24 protein-coding genes are annotated in these 23,391 nt (G+C 67.3%); 11 read left to right on the top strand and 13 right to left on the bottom strand.

Annotation, left to right across the window (positions count from 1 at the left end; translation table 11 throughout):
• The 5 genes from RMO40_RS10070 to RMO40_RS10050 all read left to right on the top strand — a co-directional run.
• A partial coding sequence (locus RMO40_RS10070) for an adenosylhomocysteinase (protein ID WP_309720052.1) occupies window positions 1-398 on the top strand: 398 nt, incomplete at its 5' end.
• Window positions 399-403: 5 nt separating this feature from the next.
• Window positions 404-1,165 (top strand): SAM-dependent methyltransferase, encoded by a 762-nt coding sequence (locus RMO40_RS10065; protein WP_309720049.1) that lies wholly within the window; start codon window positions 404-406, stop codon window positions 1,163-1,165.
• A 23-nt stretch (window positions 1,166-1,188) separates the two neighbouring features.
• Entirely contained in the window at window positions 1,189-2,031 is an 843-nt protein-coding gene (gene metF, locus RMO40_RS10060) for a methylenetetrahydrofolate reductase [NAD(P)H] (RefSeq protein WP_309720046.1), read from the top strand.
• A 3-nt stretch (window positions 2,032-2,034) separates the two neighbouring features.
• Complete coding sequence (locus RMO40_RS10055) at window positions 2,035-2,277, top strand: glutaredoxin domain-containing protein (protein ID WP_309720043.1); 243 nt, start codon at window positions 2,035-2,037, stop codon at window positions 2,275-2,277.
• Between the two features lie 4 nt (window positions 2,278-2,281).
• Window positions 2,282-3,547: an insulinase family protein gene (locus tag RMO40_RS10050; protein WP_309720041.1), complete on the top strand. Its 1,266-nt coding sequence runs from the start codon at window positions 2,282-2,284 to the stop codon at window positions 3,545-3,547.
• Window positions 3,548-3,563: 16 nt separating this feature from the next.
• On the opposite strand, the gene RMO40_RS10045 is transcribed toward RMO40_RS10050, so the two are convergent.
• From RMO40_RS10045 to RMO40_RS10020, 6 genes are all read right to left on the bottom strand, one after another.
• Window positions 3,564-4,301 carry a hypothetical protein gene (locus tag RMO40_RS10045; protein WP_309720039.1) on the bottom strand — a complete coding sequence of 246 codons (738 nt, stop codon included), beginning with the start codon at window positions 4,299-4,301 and terminating at the stop codon, window positions 3,564-3,566.
• A gap of 35 nt (window positions 4,302-4,336) precedes the next feature.
• Complete coding sequence (locus RMO40_RS10040) at window positions 4,337-5,140, bottom strand: metallophosphoesterase (RefSeq protein ID WP_309720035.1); 804 nt, start codon at window positions 5,138-5,140, stop codon at window positions 4,337-4,339.
• Window positions 5,121-6,080 (bottom strand): diacylglycerol kinase family protein, encoded by a 960-nt coding sequence (locus tag RMO40_RS10035; protein ID WP_309720032.1) that lies wholly within the window; start codon window positions 6,078-6,080, stop codon window positions 5,121-5,123. The genes RMO40_RS10040 and RMO40_RS10035 overlap by 20 nt, the downstream gene beginning before the upstream one ends.
• A 115-nt stretch (window positions 6,081-6,195) precedes the next feature.
• Window positions 6,196-8,283, bottom strand: coding sequence for a response regulator (locus RMO40_RS10030; protein ID WP_309720028.1), 2,088 nt, complete (start codon window positions 8,281-8,283; stop codon window positions 6,196-6,198).
• Window positions 8,284-8,368: 85 nt separating this feature from the next.
• Entirely contained in the window at window positions 8,369-10,183 is a 1,815-nt protein-coding gene (locus RMO40_RS10025) for a monovalent cation:proton antiporter-2 (CPA2) family protein (protein ID WP_309720025.1), read from the bottom strand.
• An 86-nt stretch (window positions 10,184-10,269) separates the two neighbouring features.
• Window positions 10,270-11,436 (bottom strand): alkane 1-monooxygenase, encoded by a 1,167-nt coding sequence (locus RMO40_RS10020; protein ID WP_309720021.1) that lies wholly within the window; start codon window positions 11,434-11,436, stop codon window positions 10,270-10,272.
• A gap of 96 nt (window positions 11,437-11,532) precedes the next feature.
• Here RMO40_RS10020 and RMO40_RS10015 point away from each other — a divergent pair, with 96 nt between their 5' ends.
• Complete coding sequence (locus tag RMO40_RS10015; protein ID WP_309720019.1) at window positions 11,533-12,564, top strand: AraC family transcriptional regulator; 1,032 nt, start codon at window positions 11,533-11,535, stop codon at window positions 12,562-12,564.
• A gap of 45 nt (window positions 12,565-12,609) precedes the next feature.
• Here the strand turns inward: RMO40_RS10015 and RMO40_RS10010 are convergent, their stop codons facing one another.
• The 3 genes from RMO40_RS10010 to RMO40_RS10000 form a co-directional block, all read right to left on the bottom strand.
• The gene (locus tag RMO40_RS10010; protein WP_309720017.1) at window positions 12,610-13,587 is read right to left on the bottom strand and encodes an NAD-dependent epimerase/dehydratase family protein; all 978 of its coding nucleotides are present in this window, start codon (window positions 13,585-13,587) and stop codon (window positions 12,610-12,612) included.
• 234 nt (window positions 13,588-13,821) lie between these two features.
• Window positions 13,822-14,331 (bottom strand): DUF1993 domain-containing protein, encoded by a 510-nt coding sequence (locus RMO40_RS10005; protein WP_309720013.1) that lies wholly within the window; start codon window positions 14,329-14,331, stop codon window positions 13,822-13,824.
• Window positions 14,332-14,693: 362 nt separating this feature from the next.
• The gene (locus tag RMO40_RS10000) at window positions 14,694-16,601 is read right to left on the bottom strand and encodes a M61 family metallopeptidase (protein ID WP_309720010.1); all 1,908 of its coding nucleotides are present in this window, start codon (window positions 16,599-16,601) and stop codon (window positions 14,694-14,696) included.
• Between the two features lie 139 nt (window positions 16,602-16,740).
• Between RMO40_RS10000 and RMO40_RS09995 the strand changes: the two genes are divergently transcribed.
• The 4 genes from RMO40_RS09995 (at window position 16,741) to RMO40_RS09980 (ending at window position 19,304) form a co-directional block, all read left to right on the top strand.
• Complete coding sequence (locus RMO40_RS09995; protein ID WP_309720008.1) at window positions 16,741-17,709, top strand: phosphotransferase; 969 nt, start codon at window positions 16,741-16,743, stop codon at window positions 17,707-17,709.
• 154 nt (window positions 17,710-17,863) lie between these two features.
• The gene (locus RMO40_RS09990) at window positions 17,864-18,232 is read left to right on the top strand and encodes a CidA/LrgA family protein (protein ID WP_309720006.1); all 369 of its coding nucleotides are present in this window, start codon (window positions 17,864-17,866) and stop codon (window positions 18,230-18,232) included.
• On the top strand, window positions 18,225-18,941 hold the full coding sequence (locus tag RMO40_RS09985) for an LrgB family protein (RefSeq protein WP_309720004.1): 717 nt from the start codon (window positions 18,225-18,227) through the stop codon (window positions 18,939-18,941). Before RMO40_RS09990 ends, RMO40_RS09985 begins: the two co-directional genes overlap by 8 nt.
• An 81-nt stretch (window positions 18,942-19,022) precedes the next feature.
• On the top strand, window positions 19,023-19,304 hold the full coding sequence (locus tag RMO40_RS09980; RefSeq protein WP_309720002.1) for a zf-TFIIB domain-containing protein: 282 nt from the start codon (window positions 19,023-19,025) through the stop codon (window positions 19,302-19,304).
• 27 nt (window positions 19,305-19,331) lie between these two features.
• On the opposite strand, the gene RMO40_RS09975 is transcribed toward RMO40_RS09980, so the two are convergent.
• From RMO40_RS09975 to RMO40_RS09965, 3 genes are all read right to left on the bottom strand, one after another.
• Complete coding sequence (locus RMO40_RS09975) at window positions 19,332-20,489, bottom strand: GGDEF domain-containing protein (RefSeq protein ID WP_309720000.1); 1,158 nt, start codon at window positions 20,487-20,489, stop codon at window positions 19,332-19,334.
• 121 nt (window positions 20,490-20,610) lie between these two features.
• Complete coding sequence (locus tag RMO40_RS09970) at window positions 20,611-21,183, bottom strand: 5-formyltetrahydrofolate cyclo-ligase (RefSeq protein ID WP_309719997.1); 573 nt, start codon at window positions 21,181-21,183, stop codon at window positions 20,611-20,613.
• A 33-nt stretch (window positions 21,184-21,216) separates the two neighbouring features.
• Entirely contained in the window at window positions 21,217-21,822 is a 606-nt protein-coding gene (locus RMO40_RS09965; protein ID WP_309719995.1) for a YitT family protein, read from the bottom strand.
• Between the two features lie 93 nt (window positions 21,823-21,915).
• Here RMO40_RS09965 and RMO40_RS09960 point away from each other — a divergent pair, with 93 nt between their 5' ends.
• On the top strand, window positions 21,916-22,290 hold the full coding sequence (locus tag RMO40_RS09960) for a TfoX/Sxy family protein (RefSeq protein ID WP_309719993.1): 375 nt from the start codon (window positions 21,916-21,918) through the stop codon (window positions 22,288-22,290).
• 281 nt (window positions 22,291-22,571) lie between these two features.
• On the opposite strand, the gene RMO40_RS09955 is transcribed toward RMO40_RS09960, so the two are convergent.
• A partial coding sequence (locus tag RMO40_RS09955; RefSeq protein WP_309719991.1) for an ATP-binding cassette domain-containing protein occupies window positions 22,572-23,391 on the bottom strand: 820 nt, incomplete at its 5' end.

Below are 23,391 nucleotides of genomic sequence, written 5' to 3'. Positions count from 1 at the left end.
GCCACTTCGACAACGAGATCGACGTTGCCGCGCTGACCGACTGCACCTGGGAAGAGATCAAGCCCCAGGTCGACCACGTGATCTTCCCCGACGGCAAGAAGATCATCATGCTGGCCAAGGGCCGCCTGGTGAACCTGGGCTGCGGCACGGGCCACCCGAGCTTCGTGATGTCGTCGAGCTTCGCCAACCAGACGATTGCGCAGATCGAGCTGTTCACCAAGTCCGACAAGTACGAAGCCGGCAAGGTCTACGTGCTGCCCAAGCACCTGGACGAGAAGGTCGCCCGCCTGCACCTGAAGAAGGTGGGCGCGATGCTGACGGAGCTGACCGACGAACAAGCCGCGTACATCGGCGTGTCGAAGGCCGGCCCGTACAAGCCCGACACCTACCGCTATTGATCACGATGCGCGCCGACCAACTGATACTTCTGCGGGGCCTTGTCCCCACCCGGTCGGCCGCGCAACGGTTGATCGAGCGCAACGCCTTGCGCTGGCTCGGCCCCAAGGGCTGGGCCGTCGTCAACAAGGCGGGGCTCGATGTGCCCGAAGACTGCGAGATGGAGATCACCGACGACGCGGAACTGCGCTTCGTGTCGCGCGGTGGGCTCAAGCTCGAAGGGGCGTTGAAAGCCTGCGGCATTGATGTGACCGGGCTCGATTGCCTGGACCTGGGGCAGAGCACCGGCGGTTTCACCGATGCGCTGCTGCAGGCCGGGGCCAGGCGCGTGGTCGGCCTCGATGTCGGCCATGGCCAGCTGCACCCCAAGCTGCAGGCCGACGAGCGTGTGGTCAGCTTCGAAGGTGTGAACGGCCGCGATGTGGCGGGCACGGCCTTTGAGGCCGCCAACACGCCGCACAGCTTTGGCTTCGTCACCGCCGACCTGTCGTTCATCACGTCTACGCATGTGCTGCCGACGATGGTGAACTACCTCGCACCGGGTGGCCACCTGCTGGTGCTGATCAAGCCGCAGTTCGAGCTGCAGCCGGCACAGATCGGCAAGGGCGGCATCGTCAAAGACAAGGTTCATTTCGCCGAAGTCGAGACGCGCCTGTGGCAAGCCTGCAAAGGCCTGGGCCTGAAGGTGCAGAAGTACTTCGAGAGCCCGATCAAGGGCGGCAACGGCAACACCGAATTTTTCGTGTGGGCGAAGCAGCCCCTCGCTTGACCGTTGCAACTGGAAAGATTGAGATGACCCCGACCAAGATTCCCCTGAGCCTGGAATTCTTTCCCCCCAAAACCCCTGAAGGCGTGGCCAAGCTCGCCACAGTGCGCCAGCAGCTCTACGTGCTCAAACCGCAGTTCTGCTCGGTCACCTACGGCGCTGGCGGCTCCACACAAGACGGCACCTACGCCGCGGTGCAAGCCATCCTGGCCGAAGGCGTCGACGCCGCCTCGCACTTCACCTGCATCGGTGCCACGCGCGAATCGGTGCTCGAAAAGCTCGCGCAGTTCAAGGCCGCAGGCGTTCGCCGCCTGGTCGCGTTGCGCGGCGACTTGCCCAGCGGCTATGGCAGCTTCGGCGAGTTCCGCTATGCGAGTGACCTGATCGGCTTCATCCGCGAATCGACCGGCAACCACTTCCACATCGAAGTCGCGGCCTACCCCGAGATGCACCCGCAAGCACGCTCGCCCGAGGCCGACATGCAGGCCTACCTCGCGAAGGTGCGCGCCGGTGCCAACTCATCGATCACGCAGTTCTTCTTCAACGCCGACGCGTACTTCCGCTTCGTCGACGAATCTCGCAAGCTCGGCGCCGACATCCCCGTCGTGCCCGGCATCATGCCCATCATCAACTCGGCGGGCATCATCCGTTTCGCCGACAGCTCGGGCGCCGAGATCCCGCGCTGGATTCGCCTTCGTTTGCAATCGTTTGGCGACGACACCGAATCCATCAAGGCTTTCGGCCTCGATGTGGTGAGCGCCTTGTGCGAGAAACTGGTCGCCGGCGGCGCACCGGCGCTGCACCTGTACACGATGAACCAATCGGTGGCATCGCTCGCCATCTGCAAACGGCTGGGCCTGCACGGCTGAACCATGAAGCTCAACATCGTCGTCTATTCGAAATCGGCCTGCCCCCAATGCGACACGGCCAAGATGCTGCTCAAGACCCGCGACATCGCCTTTGAAGAGATCCGCATCGATGACGAGGCCGCACGACTGGCCTTCTTCGAAAAGTGCGGCCCCTCGGTGCGGCAGATGCCGCAGGTTTTCATCAACGACCAGCGCGTCGGTGGTGTGACGGGCCTGCAGGCGGCGCTGGCGCAATTGGGTCGCTAGTGATTTGACTGCCACCCTGCACACCTTCGCCAACGGCCTGCGCGCCGTCACCATCCCCATGCCCTGGCGGCAGACGGTCAGCCTGAGCGTGTTCATCCGCACCGGCAGCCTGCACGAGCCGAAGGGGCTCAACGGCATCAGCCACGTGGTCGAGCACATGGCGTTCAAGGGCACACACACGCGCGACTGCCAGCGCATCAACCTCGATGCCGAGCGGCTGGGTGCCGAGGTCAACGCGCACACCGACAAGGACCACACCGCCTTCCACATCGAAGGCCTGGCCGCCGACCTGCCCACCTTCGTGGCGCTGTTGGCCGACATCGTGCGCAACAGCAGCTTCCCGGCCGACGAGCTGGAGCGCGAGCGCCAGGTGCTGCAGCACGAGTTCACCGAATTCGAAGAAGACCCGGTGAACATCGCCTTCGAACTCTTCGACCGCGCCTGCTACGGCCCGCAGCATGCGGCGGGACGCTCGGTGATCGGCACCCGCGCGATTCTGAAGCGCGTCACGCGCGACGACTTGCTGGCTTACGTGCAACGCCAGTACACCGCCTGCAACGTGGTGGTGGCCGCCGCCGGCCCGGTCGACGAAGCCGCCTTCCTGCGCGCCACCGAAGCCGCGTTCAGCGACATGCCGCGGGGCGAGCCCAACACCGTGGCAGCGCCCGTGTGGCAAGGCGGTGTGAAGGCGCGCCGGGTGCCGGGCAGCGAACAGTGCCAGATCGTGATGGGCTACGAGGCACCACCTTTGGCCGATGACAGCCACGTGGCGCATGTGCTCGCCGCCGCGCTGCTTGGCGAGGGCATGAGCTCACCGCTGCTGGATGAGATACGCGAGCGCCGGGGCCTGGCCTACCACGTGGCCTGCTCGGCCGACGTGATGCCGCACGCCGGGCAGATCGTCATCGACGCGGCCACCGACCCGAAACAAGCCGAGGCCTTCTTCACCGAGACCGCGCGCCTGCTGCAAGAGCATGCCGACAGCAGCGACCCGGTGGGCCTGCAACGCGCCCGCAACCAGATCAGCGTGCGCACCCTGCGTGCGCTGGAGCACCCGGCCAGGCGGCTTGAAGCCGCTGCGCAGGATGTGTTCACCTTCGGGCAGCTGCGCGATTCGCAGGGGTGGCTGGCGCGCTTGCAGGCCGTCAGTGCGAGCAAGGTGCGCGAGGTGTTTGCACGCATGCTGGCGGGCCACGGCGCGGTGGGGTTGGCAGGCAGCGTGACGGCGCGGGCGAGAGAGCGGGCCGAGGCGCTGGTGTCAAAGCGGTAGATCGACTTGCGACGGCCTACAGGAGCGCCTTGGCTGCTTCGATGCGCAGGGCCAGCGCCACGGCGTCGTCGTTCATGACCCGCAGCAAGAATCGCCGCGCCTCCAGCGACTCGCCCGATGCCGTCGGTGTGAGCCCGGCATCGGCGCTCGACACTGCGGGCACCGCCGGCTGCAGCCGTTCCATCGCAGCCTCAAAGGCTGGCCGCTTGATGCTGCCCAGGCGAGCCAGCACATCGGCCTGGCCGTCGTGGCCGGGCGGGGTGTCGAGCCAGGGGGTCTCCGTGAAGACAGGCGCCAGATCGGGTGCGACGAACGCCGACCAGAGGCCGCTGGACGCCTGCTCTTGCGGCACCCAGCGCGCGTGCAACGCCTGCTGCGGTGCCGAGGCATCCACCGTCGGCATCAGGCTCAAGCGCGTGGGTGCAAGCTCATACAGATAACGCGCACACAACTGCGTGAGAACCGCGTGGGCCTTGGCGACAGGCACCGGCTCGGCGAGCGAGAACCAGAGCTGAAAGCCATCCGTCCCCGACACGGCAATGGCGGGTGCAGGCCATTCCAGGTCGGCCTGAACGCCGCGCCACACTTTCGACAACAGCTCCCAGCTCGCAGGCCGGGCCAGCTCGAGCACCATGGCGCGCACGCGGCCGTGGGCGTCGATCAGGGCGGGCGAGGACGTGTCGTCATCTGCGCCCGCGTCAGCCGCTGGGTGCGGCAGGTACAGGCGACGCAACTCGGACTGCAGGCGGTTCATGGCGGTGGCAAGAGTGGCCGACGTGGCAGGCGACTCTACTGCAGGCCGGTGTCGAGCGTCGTCTCCAGCACCAGGGAGAAAGCGTCGGTCGCCGCCAGGTAGTCCCATCGTTCGACCACGCAGCGCCCTGCGGGCAACGGCCCGCCCCAGCGCAGCAGGTTCACCGAGTTGGAGATGCCTTCGCGCACACGTTGCGACACGGCGGTGCCGGCCTGCACTGCCCACACGCGGCGGGCAAGCCCGGGCAGGCGCTCGTGCAACGACAGCACGTAAGGCAGGTGGATGTGCCCGCCCAGCACCAGGTCGGCCCCGGCCTCGGCCCAGCGGCGCGCGGCGGCCTCGTGGCCGCGCAGGCGGTCGTGCTCGTCTTCGGCGCGCAACACCTCGATCGGCTGGTGCACGACGACGATGCGCAGCTGCCGTTCGCGCGCCGCGCGCAGGCGCTGCGCGACCGCGTCGATCTGGGCCTCGGACACTTCGCCGTTGGTGTGCCGGTAGCGGCGCGTCGTTTTCACGCTCAGCAGCAGCAGCTCGGGCATGTCGAGCGACGGGTCGAGATGCTCAAACTCCCGCAGGAAGCCCGCATAGGGCGAGACGGCGCGCGCCAGCAGATTGAACAGCGGGATGTCGTGGTTGCCGGCAATCGCCACCACGTCGGGCGCCCCCAGGCGGTCGATGAACGCGCGCGCCGCGCGAAACTCTGCGCGCCGTGCGCGCTGTGTGATGTCGCCCGACAGCACCACCACCTGCGGCTGCTGGGCGTGCGCGAATCTCACCAGCGCTTCCACCACGTGCGGCCGCTCGGTGCCGAAGTGCGGGTCAGACAGGTGCAGCAGCATCCGGCGCCTTCAGCAGGTAGAGCGGCTTGCTCGAGACGCCGAAGGTGAGCGGTGACCGCATCCAGCTCACCTCGCCGTCGGCAGCCACCTTGGCCCGGCGCGTGCCGTAAGGCAGCCAGGGTGACACCGTCATGCGCTCGAACTCGAAGCTTTCGACCCGGTCGTCTTCGCCCAGCGTCCCCGTCGCACCGCGCAGCAGCAGGCGCAGCAGCGCCAGGTTGCCCATCGGCTTGAGCATCACGCCGGCCACGCGGCCGTGCTCGATGGCGCGGGCCTCCGGCAAACCCACCTGCTGGAGCTGAAGCCGGTTGTTGCCGACAAAAAGCGTGGAGGTGCGCACGTCACGCGCCTGGCCTGCCGATTCGATGCGCAGGCGCAACTGGCGGTGTTCGCGCAGCACGGTGGCCAGCGCCGAGAACATCGCGACCACGCGGTTGCGCCCGAAACGCGACTTGAACTTCTCGCGGTCTTCCAGCAGCTCGGGGTACATCCCAAGGCTCGCGTTGACGAGAAACACCCGACCGTTCACCTCGCCCACCTGCACCGGCATCGGGCGCGCGGCCAGCAGCGCCTGGGTGGCGGCTTCGGTTTCCAGCGGGATGCGGTGCGTGCGGCTGAAGTAGTTGAAGGTGCCTTGCGGCACCACGCCCATCGGGCAGCCGACCTCGTGCGCGGCCTGGGCGACGGTGTTGATCGTGCCGTCGCCGCCGGCCGCCACCACGGCACCGCCCTCGGCTTGCGCACGCGCCGCGGCGCGACGTGCGGCGGCAGGGATGTCGGCACCTCGCTGCACCATGTCGACCTCGTGCCGTCGCCCGGCCTCGCCGAGCACGCGGGTGATGGTGTCGTGCGCCACCTGGCCGTCCTGGCTGCCCGAGCCGGCGTTGAGCACGACGAAAAGCGGCAGGTCGCCTTCGTTTGCGTTGTTGTAGGAAGTCATGGCACAGACGGAGTCAAAAGACCTGCATTCCATACGGCGCACGCTGGGTGCGCCATCGGAAAGCGGCGACAGGTGCTGTAGGCAAGTGCCTCGAAACACGCGCCGCTGGCAGCGTCTACCGGCGAATCACCTCACGCACCGCCACCATCAAGTCTTCCACCGTGCGCTCTTTCTGCACCAAGGCGTGCACGCCGAGTTGGGTGGCCTGCTCGCACAGCTTGTCGCTCAGAAATCCAGACGCCATGACCACCGGCAGGCCGGGAGACAAGCGCTTGGCCGCCTGCACCAGGGCCAGGCCGTTCATGGTGGGCATGTTGTAGTCGGTCACCAGCAGGTCGATGGCGGCGGGCTCACGTTGCAGCCGGTCCAGCGCCTGGCGGGCATCGAGCAGCGCATCGACCTGGCAACCCTCCCGCTCCAGCAGGGCCTGCATGGTGGTCAGCATCATCGGGTCGTCGTCCACGCACAACACGCGCAGGCCGTCGAGCCGCGCCTGTCGCGCCGAAGCACTCGGCTTCGCGGCCACATCGGGTGCCGGCGCAGCGCAGCCCGGCAGATAAATGTGAAAGATGCTCCCCTGCGTGAGCTCGCTCTCGACGCTGATGGTGCCGCCATGCGCCACGACGATGCCGTGCGCCGCCGACAACCCCAGCCCCGTGCCCTGGCCCACCGGCTTGGTGGTGAAGAAGGGCTCGAAGATGCGCAACTGCACGGCCGGGTCGATGCCACAGCCGTTGTCCTTCACCCACAGGTGAGCGTACGAACCGTGTGCGGGCGAAACGCTCGCATCGGCGCGCAGGGGGTCGGGCCCTTGCACATCGAGCCCGATCACGATGCTGCCGCCGCCGGCCGGCATCGCATGCCACGCGTTGGTGCACAGGTTGATCAACACCTGTTGCAGCTGGTTGGCGTCGACCTCGGCGTACACCTCGGAGGGCGGGCAACTGGTTTCGAGCGACACGTTGGCAGGCAGCGTGGAATGCAAGAGCTGCGCGGCTTCGTCGATCAGGGGCCGCAACGGCTGGCGCAGCCGCTGCGTGGCCTGCAGGCGGCCGAAGGCCAGGATCTGCTGCACCAACGAACGCGCACGCTGCGCCGAGCCCGCGATGGTGGCCAACGCCACCTGCGCCGCGCCTTCAGGCGGCAGCGCGTCGCGCACCAAGGCCACGTTGCCGAGAATCGCCCCGAGGATGTTGTTGAAGTCGTGTGCAATGCCGCCCGCCAGCGTGCCGATCGACTCCATCTTCTGGGCTTGCAGGAGCTGTCGCTCGAGCGTCTCGCGGTGGGTTTCGGCCACCTTGCGTTCAGTGATCTCCTGGCAGGCGCCGCGCAGGTGGGTGATGCGGCCTTCGGCGTCGCGCACCGCTTCACCAATCGACCGCACCCACCGCCGGCCACCGCCCCCCGCGGGTTGCAAGACGAGCTCCTGGTCGAACGGCACACCCTCCTGCAAACAGGTGTCGACCGCCCACGCCAGGGTCGAACGATCGGGCTCCACGTAGAACGACAAGGCTTCATCGAGCTGCGGCGAGTAGCCGCTCGGCATGCCGTGGATGTCTGCCACCACGTCGGACCAGGTCACCTTCTGGCGGGCGATGTCGAGCTCCCACGCCCCGAGCCGCGCCACCCGGCCCGCGATCACCAGCAATGAACTGGACTGGCGCCTGGCCTGGTCCGAGTCCAGCTCGGCCATGAGGCGCAGGCGGCGCTCTTCGAGCACCACCACCACCTGGTGGGCCAGGCTCTCCAGGTCGTCCAGCTGCTGCGGCGTCAGCCGGCGTGGCTCACGGTCGAGCACAGCCAGCGCGCCAATCCTGCACCCGCCTTCCACCTGCAACGGGATGCCGGCGTAGAAACGCAGATGAAGCTCGCCTGTCACCAGCGGGTTGTCGACAAAGCGGGGGTCGGCCTGCGCGTCCGGCACCTGAAACAGGCCGGTGCCCTCGATGGTGTGGGCACAGAACGCGATGGCCCGCGGGGTTTCGCGCACGTTGATCCCGACCACCGACTTGAACCACTGGCGGTGGTCGTCCACCAGCGTGATCACGGCCATCGGGGTGTTGCACAAGCGCGCGGCCAGCAGGGCCAGGGCATCGAAGTGTTCGTCAGGCGGGGTGTCGAGCACCTCGTAGCGCGCAAGCGCCTGCAGGCGTGTCGATTCGCCTGCGCCACCATCCGAAACAATCGGGTCCGTGCCTTCCATCGGGCACCTTTCACGCTCTTTCGGTCACCAGCCTACATCCGTTCACCCCCGGCAACCACCCGTGTTTGCGGAGGTGGGGTTGTGTTCAGCCCTTCGCCGTGACGGCCGCCGTCTCCGCGCTCAGGGCCTGGCCGGGCCGCGCGGGCGGGGTCAGCGGCGCCGGCTTCATGCGGTTGCTGTGCATCAGCTCGACGCCCGCGCGGATGCCACCCGTCAGCTGCAGCGACAGCCGCTCCTCGTCGCGGCGGCGAACGTCCGCCGCCACCTCGGCGGCGGTCTCCGGGTCGACGCCGATCAGGCGCAGCGCCGCCTCGCCGAATGCGCTTGCCGACTCGAAGGTCTCGCGGATCTGGTAGTCGACGCCCGCAGTGAGCAGCGCCAGCGCGTGCCCACGGTCGAACGAGCGCACCAGCAGCTTGGCCTGGGGGAACTCGTGACGCACCAGCTCGGCCACCTTGAGCGAAGCCGCCTTGTCGTCGACACACACCGCAATCGCCTGCGCCGTGCCCGCGCCGGAGGCGTGCAACACGTCGAGCCGCGTGCCGTCACCGTAATAAACCTTGAAGCCGAAACGCTCGGCGCTCTGGATCATCTCGGTGTCCTTGTCGATGATCGAGACGTCGACCCCGCGCGCCAGCAGCGCCTGGCTGGCCACCTGGCCGAAGCGCCCGAAGCCGATCAGCAACACGCTGCCGGTCAGCCCGTCGGGCGCTTCGGCGCCATCGGCCGAGGGCGCCGGCTTGGGCACCAACCACTTCAGCGCGCCGACCGCCAGGGGCGTCAAGGCCATCGACAGGATGACGATGGTCGTCATGACCGCGTTGGTGGGGCCGTCGATCAAGCCTGCCGTCATCGCGGCGGTGTACAGCACGAACGCAAACTCGCCGCCCTGCGCCATCAACACCATGCGGTGCACGGCATCGGCATGGCGCGTGCGAAAGGCGCGCGCCACGGCGTAAATGCCGGCCGCTTTCACCAACATGAAGACCAGCACCCCGACCACGATCTGCGGCCAGTGGGTGGCAAACACCGCCAGGTCGAGCGCCATGCCCACGCTCAGGAAGAAGAGACCCAGCAAGATGCCCCGGAAGGGCTCGATGTCGGCCTCCAGCTGGTGACGAAAGCTCGACTCCGACAACATCACGCCCGCCAGAAACGCGCCCATCGCCATCGACAACCCGGCCGACTGCATCAGCAGCGCGGACCCCAGCACCACCAGCAGCGCGGCGGCCGTCATCACCTCGCGCGCCTTGGCGGCGGCCAGCACCCGGAAGATCGGGTTGAGCAGCCAGCGGCCGGCCACCACGACGCTGGCCACCGCGACCACGGCCACCAGCACGATCTGCCACAGCGGCTTGCCGGTGTCGACATGCACCGGCGAGATCAGCGCCACGATCAACAGCAGCGGCACGATGGCCAGGTCTTCGAGCAACAGGATCGACACCACCTTCTGGCCACGCGCCGAGACGGTCTCGCCGCGCTCGTCCATCAGCAGCATCACGGTGGCCGTGGACGTGAGCACAAAGCCCGAGGCGGCGACGAAGGCCACCGTCAGGCTCAGCCCGAAGAGCATGCCCACGCCGGTCAGCAGCGCGCCGCAGCACAACACCTGGGCCAGGCCCAGCCCGAAGATCTCGCTGCGCAGGCTCCACAGGCGCGTGGGCTGCATCTCCAGGCCGATGATGAAAAGGAACATCACCACACCGAGTTCGGCCACGTGAAGGATCGACGCCGGGTCGGAAAACAGCCCCACGCCAAACGGCCCGATGGCCAGCCCCGCCGCCAGGTAACCCAGCACCGAGCCGAGCCCGAGGCGCTTGAACAAGGGCACCGCCACCACGCCAGCCGCCAACAAGGCGACCACCTGAACGAGTTGCTCGCCACCGGCTTGTGCGGCCATCTGAATGCTCCTGGGGTTGATCGAGGGCGGGCGCCGTCGGGCGGCCCCAGGGCATTATCGGGATGGTGGGAAGAGCGGCAGCCCGGTCAGCGCAGGCCGTAGCGGCGGATCAATGCCTCGCGGCGGCGCGGGTCGAGGTTGATGCGCGAGAGATCGTGCCCGACGGTGGCCAGCAGCCGCGCGTCCATCACCTTGAACCACCAGGGCGAGATGTAGGCGATGGTGAACATGCCGAAGTAGCCGTTGGGCAGCGTGGGCAGGTGGTCGAAGTGGCGCAGCGACTGGTAACGCCGCAGCGGGTGGGCGTGATGGTCCGAGTGGCGTTGCAGGTGGAAGGTGGCCCAGTTCGAAAACACATGGTTGCTGTTCCATGAATGGTGCGGCTGGCAGATCTCGTACTTGCCCGGCGCACGCTCCTGGCGCAGCAGTCCGTAGTGCTCCACGTAGTTGGCGCTGGTGAGCTGGAAGTTGGCCCACATCGACGCCGCCAGAATGAACAGCAGGACCTGTGGCCCCAGCCAGATCACCAACGCCGTCCACAGCGCCAGCGTGATCAAGAGCGGCTGCAGGATCTCGTTGTGCAGCGAGAGCACCGGCTTGCCCGCGCGCGCCAGTCGGTCGGCCTCGATCTGCCACGCGCGACGCGCGGTGCCCGGCATCTCGCGCAGCACGAAACGCCAGATCGACTCGCCCATGCGCGACGAAGCCGGATCGGCCGGCGTCGCCACGTCGCGATGGTGGCCTCGGTTGTGCTCGACGGTGAAATGCCCGTACGCGGTGGGCGCCAGCACGATCTTGGCCAGCCAGCGCTCGAGCCGGCTGCCCTTGTGGCCCAACTCATGCGCCAGGTTGATGCTGAAGCCACCGACCATGCCGGTGCTGATCACCACCGCCAGCATGCCGTGCCAGGGCAGCTCGTACGCGCTGACGAACCAGGCGCCGTAGATGAACGAGGCCCACAGCAGCGGCACCAGGGCGTAGGTGACGCGGCGATAAAAGAGGTCGGCCTCGAGCAAGGGCACCGCGTCCTCGGGCGGGTTGCTGCGGTCCTCGCCCAGCCAGAGGTCGATGAACGGCACCACCCCATACATGAAGACGATCGGCGCCCACAGCGCCGCGTTGTGCCCGGTCAGCAGCCACAACAAGGGGCCGGCCGCCACCCCCAGCGGCACCACCAGCGACAGCAACCAGGCCAGGCGCTTGCGGTCGCGGTACATCGGCGGCTCGGGCGGGCTCAGGCTGATGGGCGTCATCGCGGTCTCCTCGTGCTGTTGTCGGCGCAGTGTCGGACGCGGCAGCCCGCACCACCACCGATGAAAGTGGCAAGTGGTCGTCCTATAGTGCCAACGATGATGGAGCCTCCTTCCACAGCCGACCCGGACGACGAACTCCCGCTGCTGCACCCCACTTATGCGCGCCTGCTGGGCATGTTGCTGCGCGGGCTGAATGCGGATGTCGATGCGGTGCTGTCAGCCGCGGGCTTGAGCGCGGCTCGCCTGGCCACCGAGGCCGAGTGGCTGGGCCTGCGCACGGTGCGCCATCTGGTCGCCGCCGCCGGCCAGGCCAGCGCACAGCCCGCACTCGGCCTGCTGCTCGGGCGCAGCGTGGCGCTGTCGGCGCATGGCGCGGTGGGCTATGCGGTGGTGGCAAGCCGCGACCTGCGGCAGGCGCTGGAGGTGGTGGTGCGCTTCGGCAGTTTGCGCAACGCGGCGATCGACTTCGAGCTCAGCGAGCACCACGACGGCCTGGCCCTGTGCCTGCATGAGCGGGTGGCGCTGGGCGAGGTGCGTTGTTTTGTGCTCGAGGCCATGCTGGCGACCGTGCTGCGCATCATCGAAAGCGTGCTGGGCTACGCGCCCGAGCGCCTGCGTATCGAGTTGCCCTGGGCGGCGCCGGCCTGGCACGACGCCTACCGCGCCTTGAGCCGCGGGCAACTGCAATTCGACGCACCGGCGATGCGCTTCGTGTTCGATGCCGAGACGTTGGCCGAACCTTGCATCACCGCAGACCGGGCCGCTTTCGAGGCGGCATGGAACGACTGCGAGCAACAACTGCAAAGCCGCTGCGACGGCGCTCTGGCGCCACGGCTGCGCCGCTTGCTGCATGAAGCGCGGCAAACCGGGCGAGGCTACCCGGATCTCGACACGGCGGCGCGACAGTGCGGCGTGTCACGCCGCACCTTGATGCGCAAGTTGAAACGCGAGGGCAGCAGCTTCCAGGCGCTGCTCGACGAAGAGCGTCGGGGGCAGGCGCTGTGGTTCCTGCAGCACACCCGCGAACCGGTCGAGCGCATCGCCGAGCGCCTGGGCTACGCGGACACCTCGAACTTCAGCCGCACCTTCAGGCGCTGGTTCGGCTGCGCGCCCAGCAGCTCGCGCTAGGCGGCAATCGGCGCGCGGGTGGCCGCAGCGGATTTTCGGCCGCCTTCAGAGCCGCTCGCGCTGTGAGTTGAGCGCAAGGCAGCGAGCTTCGTCGGCAGGCGTCAGGGTGAAAACACTGGCCGGTGGCTCACGCCCAAGCGACTCGGCCCAGGCCAGCGTGTCGCGCGCTGTCTCGCGCGTGGGGCGCAGTTGCAGGCCCGCTGCGATGGCACGCGAGTTGTCGGCCAGCAGCATGCCGCCGAAGCTGGCATCGGCCTCCGGCAGCCACAGCGGCAAGCCCGTCCAGGGCGCCACACCCAGGGCGAGCAGCGCGGCGTCGTCCATCCAGGTGAAGCGTGCATCGCTGCCGGCGGCCTGGCGGCAATCGTCGAGCAGCTGCGCCATCGTGATGCTCGGCCCGACAGCGTTGAACACACCCGTTGTGCGAGCCAGCGCGAGCTGCAGGCACCAGGCCGCCAGGTCGCGCACATCGATGAACTGCACAGGGCGCCCGGCCCGGCCCGGTGCCAGCACCTCGCCGCCGCGTGCCACGCGCCGTGGCCAATAGGTGAAGCGGCCGGTGGGGTCGAACGGGCCGACGATGAGCCCCGGGCGCACCACCGCCACGCGCCCGGGCCACGCCGCTTGAATCGCTTCTTCGGCGCGAGCCTTCAGCGCGCCGTAGCCTTCGTGGCCGGTGCACACCGGCACACCTTCGTCGTAGCGCACGCCGGGCGGGAACGACGCACAGACCGAGATGGTCGACACGAAGAGGTAGTGCGGCACGTCGGGACCAAGTGCCTCGATGGCGCGCGTGATGTGGGTGGGTGTCTGGCCACTGCAGTCGATCACGGCGTCGAAGCGGTGACCGTGCAGGGCCGCCATGTCGCCATCACGATCGCCCGTGAGTGACCGTGCGCGCGTGAAGAGGCCGGGGTTGTGCTGGCCGCGGTTTAGCAGCGTCACCTCGTGGCCCTGCGCCAGGGCCGCCTCGGTGATGAGCCGGCCGAGGAACACGGTTCCGCCAAGAACGAGCAGCTTCATCGCGGCCACCGATTTGAGGTACGGGAGGCAGGTCACGATAGCAGGCGTGAACCGGGGCTGGGCCGCCAGTGGCGAAACGGCATGGGCTGCTTTCGACCCTTCAGCGACATTCGCAGTTCTGAATTGATCGCTCCAAAGCAGTCGCTCGCGCCCCCACTTGTCAATCAGCAGCTACGGCGACTGAATGGTCGAAGGAGGACAAGCTCACCCGGGGCTCGCAGCATCGAACGCCAGTCAGTACACGCCCATGTAGTCACGCTTGCCGATGGGGATCCCGTTGTGGCGCAGGATGGCATACGCAGTAGTGACATGAAAGAAGAACTGCGGCAGGCCGTAGTTCGCCAGATAGGTTTGACCCATCAGCCTTTTCTCCTTCGGTGTACCGGGACGCAAGATGATCTCTCTGCTTTCGCTGCCTTCGAACTGCGATGCGCTCAGGCCATCCAGAAAGCTCACCGTCTGGGCCAGTAGGACGTCAAGATCAGCAAAGCTCTTCTCTTTTCCCTCCTGGGTGGGGGCCTCGACACCCGCGAGGCGTGCCGATACACCACGCGCAAAGTCGGCCGCGATCTGCACCTGCTTGGCCAACGCGAACATGTCCGGATACAGGCGCGCCTGCAGCAAGGCGTCCGGCTCAATCGAGTGGGCCTTGGCGTGCGTACTCGCCTGCGCCAGTTCGGCTCTAAGCGCCATCAGCATCTGCTTGAAGACGGGAACGGCGAAGGTATGCATGGGACTGGTCATGGTCGTTCCTTGGTAGAAGTGAAGCTAGACGGCGCCAGCATTCGAGCTGCGCTCCCGACGGGTCGGAAGCCCAGTTGCTGCGCCAACGGCCGAGGGCGGAGGGCGCAGATTCAGTGTAAGGGCGCGCCAAGGAGATCGTCACTGCGGACGCGCGGTCGGCGGCGGTTAACCGAGCTCCACTGCGGGCGTCGGAAGTCGGACGTTTGGCAGTCCGTCTCGTCCGGCAAAACCACGGGATCGGGATCGGGTTCGCGTGAACCCGCTAACGACCCGTTGCGAACGTTGAATGCCCAATCGTCGCCCCATGTAGCCTCCCGTGGCCTAGGGAGTGAGCCGGGTGAGGCTTGGTTGCTCTCTGCTGATCATCGCGCCGAAAGAATTGGGGTCAGGAGATCGGCCGTGCCGTCGATTCGTTCGAGGAACGGGTAGCGCAGGCCGCCGCGCCAGTCGATGCGAGCGATGCGGTAGTCGCTCCCGTCCTTCAACAACAACTCGACCAACGGCCCGTCGGGTTTGGCGGCGGCGGTAACGGCGTCGCGCAGCACGTCGGCGTCGTAAGCGCGCAGGTTGACGGCGAGCAGCGTGAGGCCTTTCGTCAAGCCGGCGCGAAACGCCGGGCTGTCCCACAGCACCTCGCCTAGCTTGCCTTCCTTGCCCACCCGTAGGCCTAGCGAGTACATGAAGTCGGCCGACTCCCAGTACGAGTCAGATGCTTTCGCGTAGTCGCTCGGCTTGTCGGTGAACATCAGCCGCCAGCCGGCACGTGCCAGGCCGTCGAACACGGCATTGTTCCCCACCGTGTCCAGACGCGCGCGAAAGAAGGCGGCCCAGCCGAAAGGCTGCACGCCATTCAGTGTTGCAACCACGTCGTTAAAGTCGTACAGCAGCGGTGTGACGCGGCCGGGTTCGACGCCGAAGAAGGCGCGCGCGAAATCATCAAGCGAACGAGCACCGCCCGAAGCCTCGCGAATCCGCGCATCGACGTCGAGCCAGATCAAAGCGCCCTCGTCGTAGTAGTCCTCGAAGCGCTGCCAGCTATACCATTCGATCGGCAGTTTGCGGCCGGCCATGATCTCGTCGTCGGTGGTGTCCTGCAGGCTGCGCCAATGACGGCCGGCGCTGGCCTGCAGCCAGGCGACTGTCCGCGCGAGACGCTCGCGTACCTCGGCTGCACTCTTCATGCCAGAGCGCGCCGCAAGCACCTCGCCCCAGTACTCCGTCTGCCCCTCGTAGACCCACAACAGACTGTTGCGCATCGGCATGTTGAAGTTGGGCACCCACAGGTCGCGCGGGCGGCGGAACTTGCCATTCCACGAATGGACAAACTCGTGCGGCACAAGGTAGCGCGCCGGTACGCTCTTCGCCCAGTCCTTGAAGTAGTCGGCCTTGACGCCGTTCTCGCTCGACTGATGATGTTCGAGCCCCATGTCGATGTCTTCGCCAAGCGCCAACAGGATGTCGTAGTGCGCGAAGTGGCGCGCGCCGAACAGGCGGTCGGCCTGGCGTACAAGGTTGCGGTGTGCATCCATCGCGGCGTCGGTGTAATCGAGCGACGCCGGTTCTTCGGCGAACAGGTTGAGAAACACCGGCGACGCGCTGCCTGGGTCCAGTTCGATGCGCTTTGTGTGCCGCGCAGCGAACACCGGCGAGTCGATCAGCGTTTCGAGTGAGACGCGCTCGAAGCGCAGTTCGCCGCCTGGCGCCGCCTCGCCAACCGGCCGCAGCGCGCTGCCATGTTTCCAACCATCCGGCAGTCGCAGCGTGGCATCGACCTCGATGCGAGATACATCGTACCCGGCCGGGTATAGCACCGCGCCCTGCCATTGGACGCCAATGAACTTCCGCCCAAGCAGCGTGTCGCTGCCCGTCGGCGTGAGCGGTAGCACCTGTTGAAACGCAAGGGTGAGTGTGGTGGCGCCCGCCGGCACGTCGACGACGAAGGCATGGAAGTGGTCCGGATCACGCCGCCACGGCAGCACCCTGCCGCTCGCTTCGATGCGCAGGCCGGTCAGCCTCTTGACCTCGTTGGTCGGCGCGTGCTGGCCTGGAATCCACTGCGGGTACAGCAACACCACTCGGCCGGGGCGCACCGGCAACGTTTGGCGCACCTGCAAGCGTTTGTGATCAACATCGGTCGCGTCAACCCGCAAGGTGATCACGCCGAGGTAGGGCACATTGCGCGGTGACGGCAGCGCTTGGGCAACAGTGGGGCCGCTCACCAGGGCGAAGGACGCGGCAACAAGCAACGGGAGAATGACGTGGAATCGCATGGTGGGCACCCTTTTCCATTCAGTGTGCAGACGCAAAGCCAGTGCGGCCATCCCCAATTCGACCGAGATCGATCGATCATGGAGCCACCCGAGCTACTCGCTGCTGAAGTCGAATTCGCGCTGAGACACACTTCATGCCGTGCATGACCCATTCATCGATACGCTGCTGAGCCGTCACGGCGTGCGGGCCGCCGCGCTGCGTTGCGTGGCCCGACTGGACTGCGAGGTATGGCGGGTCCGCCCCAGGGCAGGTCCTGATTTGACGTTGCGCGTTTACTCGATGAGCCACCAGGATCCGGCCACTATCGATACCGAACTGGACTGGCTTGAAGCGCTGGCTGCAGCCGGGCTGCACGTGCCAGTTCCGCATCGCAGCGCCCAGGGAGCGCGGCTGCACCGCCATCCGGATGGGCGCTACGCGGTCCTTCTGACATGGCTGAATGGTCGTCAGCACGACCGCGGCCTCACACCCGCTCGGTTGCATGCTGTTGGACGGTTCACCGGCGCTTTGCATCGAGTGGCCGCGGCGTTGCACTCAGCCGGCCGCGTTCGAACGGAGCGCCAAGCCGCGCCGCTGGACCTGCAGGCCTGGGCCGGAGGCACTCGGCCCGGGATGCAGCGCCTGAGCCCAACCCACCGCGCGCTGCTTCGTGACTCGGCTGGGCGACTGCACGATGCGATCGAAGCCTTCGGTCGGGGGCCGGAGTGTTGGGGCTTGGTGCACGGCGACCTGCATCCATGGAACCTGCTCTTCGTGCGCGGCGCTGCTGGCGCCATCGACTTCGCCGACTGCGGGATGGGCCATCACGCCATGGATCTTGCGGCCACGCTGCAGTACCTGCGCTACCCGCTGGCGAGCAATCACGACCATCGACGGCAGTACCCGGCCTTGCGCGACGCACTGCTGCGAGGCTATGCCGCTGAACACACGCCTTCACCAGACCTGGCCCTGCAGGTTTCGGTACTTGTCACTGCACGGCTGTTGCTCACGCTGGCGTGGATCCTGGATGACTGGCCCGCTCTGGATCACCGTCCGTGGGGGCCTGGATTCATCCTCGGGTCGCAGCGGGCTTTACGTGAGTGGCTCGCAGGCCCAATTTGTGTTTGATGTCTGAAACGTGTACACGCGGCAGGCCTGACAGCGGTCGTTCGTGACCGGCAGCTTGTGGCCGAGAGCAGCCCCACAACGCGTACCCCACGCAACACAAAACCCCACGCAGTTAGGATGGCTCCCGCCCCTTCAACCACCCGGAGCCCCTCGCATGCCGGCCCTTCGCGGCCTCGCCTGGTTGCTGCTGCTTCAAGCCTTGGGCGAAGCCTTCACGCACTCGCTCTCGCTGCCCTTCCCCGGCCCAGTGGTCGGCATGCTGTTGCTTTTGCCTGCCCTGCAGTGGGCCGCCGTGCGCGAGCCGGTGAACGCCGCGGCCGATTTGCTGCTCGCCCATTTGTCGCTGCTCTTCGTGCCGGTCGGTGTGGGGGTGATCACGCACCTGGCGCTGATCTCGCAGTACGGGTGGAAGCTGTTGCTGGTGATCGTGCTCTCCACCTGGGCGGGCATGGCCGTCACGGCGCTGGTGTTGCGCGGGCTGCTGCGCAAGGCGCCTGCCACCACAGAAGAACGCCATGGCTGAATTCGTGCAGCTGTGGGTCTACCTGTCGTCAACGCCGCTGTTCGGCCTGACGGCCACGCTCGTCACCTACGTCACGGCGCAAGCCTTCTACGAGCGCATGCAGCGTGCGCCCTGGGCCAACCCGGTGTTGTGGTCGGTGGTGGCCATCGGTGGGGTGCTGCTCATCACGCGCACGCCCTACCCCACCTACTTTGCCGGCGCGCAGTTTGTGCACGTGCTGCTTGGGCCGGCGGTGGTGGCGCTCGCCTGGCCGCTGTGGCAGAGGCGGGCCGAGATGCGGCGCCGTGGTGTGGCGCTGGTGCTGGCCGCGCTGGTGGGCGGCATCACGGCGGCGGCGTGTGCGGTGGTGCTGGGCTGGGCGCTGGGCCTGCCCGACGAGGTGTTGCGCTCGCTGGCGCCGAAGTCGGTGACGGCGCCGGTGGCCATGGGCATTGCCGAGCGCATTGGCGGGGTGCCGGCACTGTCGGCCGTGTTCGCGGTGCTCACCGGCATGGTGGGTGCGCTGTCGGCCAAGTATCTGTTTGACCTGTTGCGCATTGACGTGTGGGCGGTGCGCGGTTTTGCGCTCGGCACCACGGCGCATGGCATCGGCGCCGCACGTGCCCTGCAGGTGGATGCCGATGCGGGCGCCTATGCCGGCATGGCGCTCGGGCTGCAGGCGCTGCTGGCTTCGTTGTTGATGCCCCTCGCGTTTCGTTGGCTGGGATGACAGGCCCTGGGCCATTGAACTCTTTGCCCCAGGCCGCGTCTACCGGCGGATCGAACTTTCAACAACCGACAGGAGATCTGAATGAAGTGCCCCACATGCCCAGACGCCACCCTGGTGATGGCCGACCGCCAAGGCATCGAGATCGACTACTGCCCACAGTGCCGTGGCGTGTGGCTTGACCGAGGCGAGCTCGACAAGCTCATCGAGCGCAGCGCAGGTGCGACGCAAGCGCCACCAAGCGCCCCGCCGCAGCCGTACACCCCACCCGCGCAGCGGCGCCCTGACTTTGTGGACTCCGACTACAGAAAGCACGGTCAGGGCTACCGCAAGCCCAAGTCGTGGCTGAGCGACATCTTTGATTGACGGCCCTGCGCTTGCAGGCACGCGGCTTCAGGCGGCCACAAACGGCCGCACACCGTCGCGCCCCGAGGCTTTCGCTTCGTACAAAGCCTGGTCGGCTTGCAGCGCCGCGGCCTCCCAGCCGCCGTAACTGCTGAAGCCGGCCGACACACCCACGCTCACGGTGCAGGCGACGGGGTGGCTGCCGTCGGCCCCCAGCACCTGCAGGCGGCCCACGCTGCTGCGCAGGCGTTGGGCGAGCGGCAGCGCCACCTCGTCGGGCGCGCCCACGCAGCCGATCAGGAACTCTTCACCGCCGACGCGCGCCACGAAGTCGCCCGCGCGCAGCTGCGCCAGCAGCGCGGTGGCCACGGCCTTGAGCATGGCGTCGCCGGTGGCGTGGCCCTGTGTATCGTTGATGCGCTTGAAGTGGTCGATGTCAACCAGCAGCAGCGTGAGTGGTGGTGCATCGCGCCGTGCAAAGTGCTGCTGCAGCGCCCGGTCGAGGCCATTGCGGTTGTAGACGCCGGTGAGCGCGTCACGTGTGGCCAGCTCGGCCAGCCGCCCGTTGAGGCGCAGGAACATGAGCCACAACATCGTCATCGCCACCACCACGGCCGCGAGCGAGGCATAGATGTAGAAGGCCTGGGCGAAGAAGCCCTTGAACGCGACGGCCATGCCTTCGGTGGCGATGCTGTAGGAGCGCAGCAGCGTGAGTGCACCCAGCCCGCCGATCATCGCGGCGAGCAGGCGCAAGGGAGCGTGCAGCGCCAGCGGCTGGCGGCGGATCTCGAGCGCCAGCGACCAGGTCATCACCGCATACATCGAGCCGGTGGCGAGGTTGATGCCGATGTGGCGCCAGAGCACACCGCCGAGCACCGAGGCCAAGGCCTGGGCCGCAAAGATCAGCACCCACAGCGCCACCCGCTGGTGGCGCGGCGCGAGCGGGCTGCCGGAAAATTCGCGCAGGCCTTCACTGAACAGCAACACGGCCAGCAGCATCACGCCGTCGGAGGCCACACCGATCAGGTCGACGGTCTGCATGCCAAAAAACAGGCGTGCCAGGTAGCCCAGGCCGAACAAGGTGCTCGCCAGCGCCCATCGGCCCAGGCCCGGCGCGTCGGGCATCAGGCGCCACACGAGAAACATCAACCCGCCGCTCGCGACGAGGTGAATGGCCAGCATGACGATGATGGAGAACGGGTCCATGGCGCTTGCCGCGTTGCACGACCTTGATTGTCCGTGCGCAGCAGCTTGGCCCTGGCTCACGCGGTGTGAAGAAGCACCGCTTCGGGCCGGCCGTTCAGCCGGTGCAGGCCTGGCCAGGCGCTCAGCGCTTCCAGACCACGCCTTCTTCGGTCAGCACCACATCGAGCGGCATGTCGTCGGGCCCGCCGCGCAGCATGGGCAAGAAGCCGTGTGCGTAGCCGATGCCGATGGTCAGCGGGCGGGGGTTCAGCTCCGACAGCGTGCGGTCGTAGAACCCGCCGCCATAGCCGAGGCGAATGCCGCCTGGCCCATAGCCCACGCAGGGCACGAGCAGGAGCGCGGGCTTGAACTCGTCGGTGTCTTTCGGTTTGGGGATGTCATACGCATCCAGCTCCATCGGGCAGCCGGGGAACCACACGTGAAAACGCAGCTCGCCGGTTGCCTTGTCGGCCACCGGCAGGCCGATGCGGCGAGGTGAGCCTTCGGGGCCACCTTCACTCCAGCGAAAGAGTGCGGGCAGCGGGTCGAACTCGCCCTTGATCGGCCAGTAGGCACCGATGCTCGACTCGCGTCGGCTCACCAGCCAGCTGCGCAGCACACTTTGCAGCTGCACCGCAAGCTCCAGCCGGTCGGGCAAGGCCTGTCGGGCGGCGATGAGCTTGTCGCGCAGGGCTTTGCGTTCGTCTGGGGTCATGCGGGGTCTCCAACAAGAGCATTGATTGTGCAGTCACATCGCGACGTAGCGCCCGGGCTTGTGGTTGACGGCGAGCGTGAGGTTGAGTGCCACCGCGCCCACCAGCGAGTAGGCGATGCGGTCGGGCGCGACCACGAACAAGGCGGCCAACACGATGGCGCAATCAACCGCCATCTGCACCTTGCCGGCCCGCCAGCCGCGCTCTTGCTGCAGCACCAGGGCCACGATGCCCACGCCGCCCAGGCTGGCCCGGTGGCGAAACAGCATCAGGAAGCCGGCGCCCATCAACAAGCCACCCATCACGGCCGCATACAGCGGCTGCAACGTGCCGAAGCCGAGCACCAGCGGCTGCAGCTCGGTGAAGGCCGAGAGCAAAGCCACGGCCACAAAGGTCTTGACCGTGAAGGCCCGCCCCATGCGGCGCCAGGCGAGCCAGTAGAAGGGCAGGTTGATCAGGAAGAAGAGCTGACCGAAGCTCACGTCGGTGGCGTAGTGCAGCAAGAAAGCGAGGCCCGCCGTGCCGCCGGTGAGCAGGCCGGCATGCTTGAACAAGGCCACGCCGAGCGAGATGAACAAGGTGCCGATGATCAGCGCCTGAGCGTCTTCAAACAGGGTGTGGCGTTCGACGGGTGTGGACATGGCACGCTGGCATACACGAAGCGTGCCGATTGTGCGGGGCGTGGCGGCTGGCTCCTATGATGCAGATCACCATCAATCGCGCGAGGCATGGGCATGGCCACACTGTCTGAATTTCCCGCCCATTGCGCCGAGCTGCTGGGCACGCTGGGGCCCACGCGCGTGAAGCGCATGTTCGGGGGTTATGGCTTTTATGTGGACGAGGTGTTTCTCGCGCTGGTCATCGCGGACCGGCTGTACCTGAAGGCCGATGCACAAACCCGGCCGCGCTTCGAGGCTGCTGGTTGCGAACCGTTTGTGTACGACGGCGCCGGCAAGCAGGTGACCGTGAGCTACTGGACCGTGCCGGAAGACACGATGGAGTCACCGGCGCTGATGCTGCCTTGGGCGAGGCTGGCGATGGAGGCGGCGCTCCGGGCGCGCAATGCGAAGCCGGTGAAGAAGAAGGTTGGGGTCAAGGCGAAGCGCTGATTGCTTCCAATCGGTTCGGGCGGGGCTACCACCACCTCCGTTCTGGCTGCGCAACCTCCGCCGTTCGGGCTGAGCACCACCTCCGTTCGGGCTGAGCAACAAACTCCGTTCGGGCTGAGCCTGTCGAAGCCGGCGCCGTGCTGTGCGCACCCTTCGACAGGCTCAGGGCGAACGGGGTGTGGCGGGCTCAGGGCGAACGGGGTGTGGCAGGCACTGGGCGAACGGGGTGTGGCGGGCTCTGGGCGAGCGGAGTGTGGGCTCCACCCGGATGGTGGAGCCGCTCAGCCGATGCGTGCCTCGCTGCCCGCATCGAACAAGTGCAAGTCACGCGCATCCCACGCCACACGCACGCTGTCGCCCACACGCTGCGTGACACGCCCGCCGGTGCGCAGGACCAGGCTGCCGATGGCGGTGTCGACGAAGGCGTAGGTGTCGGGGCCGGTCGGCTCCAACAAGGTCAGGCGGCCGGGCACACCCTCGTCGGCGAGCTGGATGCATTCGGGCCGCAGGCCGATCACGCAACCCGCCACCGGCGTTTGTTGCAAGGCCTGCTGCTGCGCCGCGCTCAGCGCGATGGCCTGGCCCTTCACGTTGAGCATGGTGTCACCCTGCTTCACGGCGTCGGCCTGCAGCATGTTCATCGCCGGTGAGCCGATGAACTCGGCCACGAAGCGGGTGGCCGGGCGGCTGTAGATGTCGTCCGGCGTGCCGAACTGCTGCACCGTGCCGTCTTTCATCACCGCGATGCGGTCGCCGAGCGTCATGGCCTCGACCTGGTCGTGCGTCACGTACACCGTGGTGGTGCGGGTGCGCTGGTGCAAGAGCTTGATCTCGGCGCGCATCTCGACCCGCAGCTTGGCGTCGAGGTTGCTGAGCGGCTCGTCGAACAAAAAGAGCTTGGGGTTGCGTGCGAGTGCGCGCCCCATCGCCACCCGCTGGCGCTGGCCGCCCGAGAGCTGCGCGGGCTTGCGGTCGAGCAGGTGCTCGATCTGCAGCATCTTGGCCACGCGCTGCACGGCGGCCTCGCGCTCGGGCTTGGGCACCTTGCGCATCTCGAGCGCGAAGCTGATGTTCTCAGCCACATTCATGTTCGGGTAGAGC

The organism is Rhizobacter sp. (assembly GCF_031412075.1).
In the GTDB taxonomy this organism is placed as follows: Bacteria; Pseudomonadota; Gammaproteobacteria; order Burkholderiales; family Burkholderiaceae_C; genus Rhizobacter.
The sequence above is the reverse complement of the archived record's forward strand: the minus strand, read 5'-3'. Positions and strand labels throughout refer to the sequence as shown.

Excerpts from the sequence above, each read along its gene's own strand:
- metF (WP_309720046.1), top strand. The coding sequence starts at position 1,189 with ATGACCCCGACCAAGATTCCCCTGAGCCTGGAATTCTTTCCCCCCAAA.
- RMO40_RS10025 (WP_309720025.1), bottom strand. The coding sequence starts at position 10,183 with ATGGCCGCACAAGCCGGTGGCGAGCAACTCGTTCAGGTGGTCGCCTTG.
- RMO40_RS09960 (WP_309719993.1), top strand. The coding sequence starts at position 21,916 with ATGGCCACACTGTCTGAATTTCCCGCCCATTGCGCCGAGCTGCTGGGC.
- RMO40_RS10045 (WP_309720039.1), bottom strand. The coding sequence starts at position 4,301 with ATGAACCGCCTGCAGTCCGAGTTGCGTCGCCTGTACCTGCCGCACCCA.
- RMO40_RS10005 (WP_309720013.1), bottom strand. The coding sequence starts at position 14,331 with ATGACCAGTCCCATGCATACCTTCGCCGTTCCCGTCTTCAAGCAGATG.
- RMO40_RS10035 (WP_309720032.1), bottom strand. The coding sequence starts at position 6,080 with ATGACTTCCTACAACAACGCAAACGAAGGCGACCTGCCGCTTTTCGTC.
- RMO40_RS10020 (WP_309720021.1), bottom strand. The coding sequence starts at position 11,436 with ATGACGCCCATCAGCCTGAGCCCGCCCGAGCCGCCGATGTACCGCGAC.
- RMO40_RS09990 (WP_309720006.1), top strand. The coding sequence starts at position 17,864 with ATGCCGGCCCTTCGCGGCCTCGCCTGGTTGCTGCTGCTTCAAGCCTTG.
- RMO40_RS09975 (WP_309720000.1), bottom strand. The coding sequence starts at position 20,489 with ATGGACCCGTTCTCCATCATCGTCATGCTGGCCATTCACCTCGTCGCG.
- RMO40_RS10000 (WP_309720010.1), bottom strand. The coding sequence starts at position 16,601 with ATGCGATTCCACGTCATTCTCCCGTTGCTTGTTGCCGCGTCCTTCGCC.
- RMO40_RS09970 (WP_309719997.1), bottom strand. The coding sequence starts at position 21,183 with ATGACCCCAGACGAACGCAAAGCCCTGCGCGACAAGCTCATCGCCGCC.
- RMO40_RS09985 (WP_309720004.1), top strand. The coding sequence starts at position 18,225 with ATGGCTGAATTCGTGCAGCTGTGGGTCTACCTGTCGTCAACGCCGCTG.
- RMO40_RS10065 (WP_309720049.1), top strand. The coding sequence starts at position 404 with ATGCGCGCCGACCAACTGATACTTCTGCGGGGCCTTGTCCCCACCCGG.
- RMO40_RS10030 (WP_309720028.1), bottom strand. The coding sequence starts at position 8,283 with ATGGAAGGCACGGACCCGATTGTTTCGGATGGTGGCGCAGGCGAATCG.
- RMO40_RS09980 (WP_309720002.1), top strand. The coding sequence starts at position 19,023 with ATGAAGTGCCCCACATGCCCAGACGCCACCCTGGTGATGGCCGACCGC.
- RMO40_RS10010 (WP_309720017.1), bottom strand. The coding sequence starts at position 13,587 with ATGAAGCTGCTCGTTCTTGGCGGAACCGTGTTCCTCGGCCGGCTCATC.
- RMO40_RS09965 (WP_309719995.1), bottom strand. The coding sequence starts at position 21,822 with ATGTCCACACCCGTCGAACGCCACACCCTGTTTGAAGACGCTCAGGCG.
- RMO40_RS10015 (WP_309720019.1), top strand. The coding sequence starts at position 11,533 with ATGATGGAGCCTCCTTCCACAGCCGACCCGGACGACGAACTCCCGCTG.
- RMO40_RS10040 (WP_309720035.1), bottom strand. The coding sequence starts at position 5,140 with ATGCTGCTGCACCTGTCTGACCCGCACTTCGGCACCGAGCGGCCGCAC.
- RMO40_RS10055 (WP_309720043.1), top strand. The coding sequence starts at position 2,035 with ATGAAGCTCAACATCGTCGTCTATTCGAAATCGGCCTGCCCCCAATGC.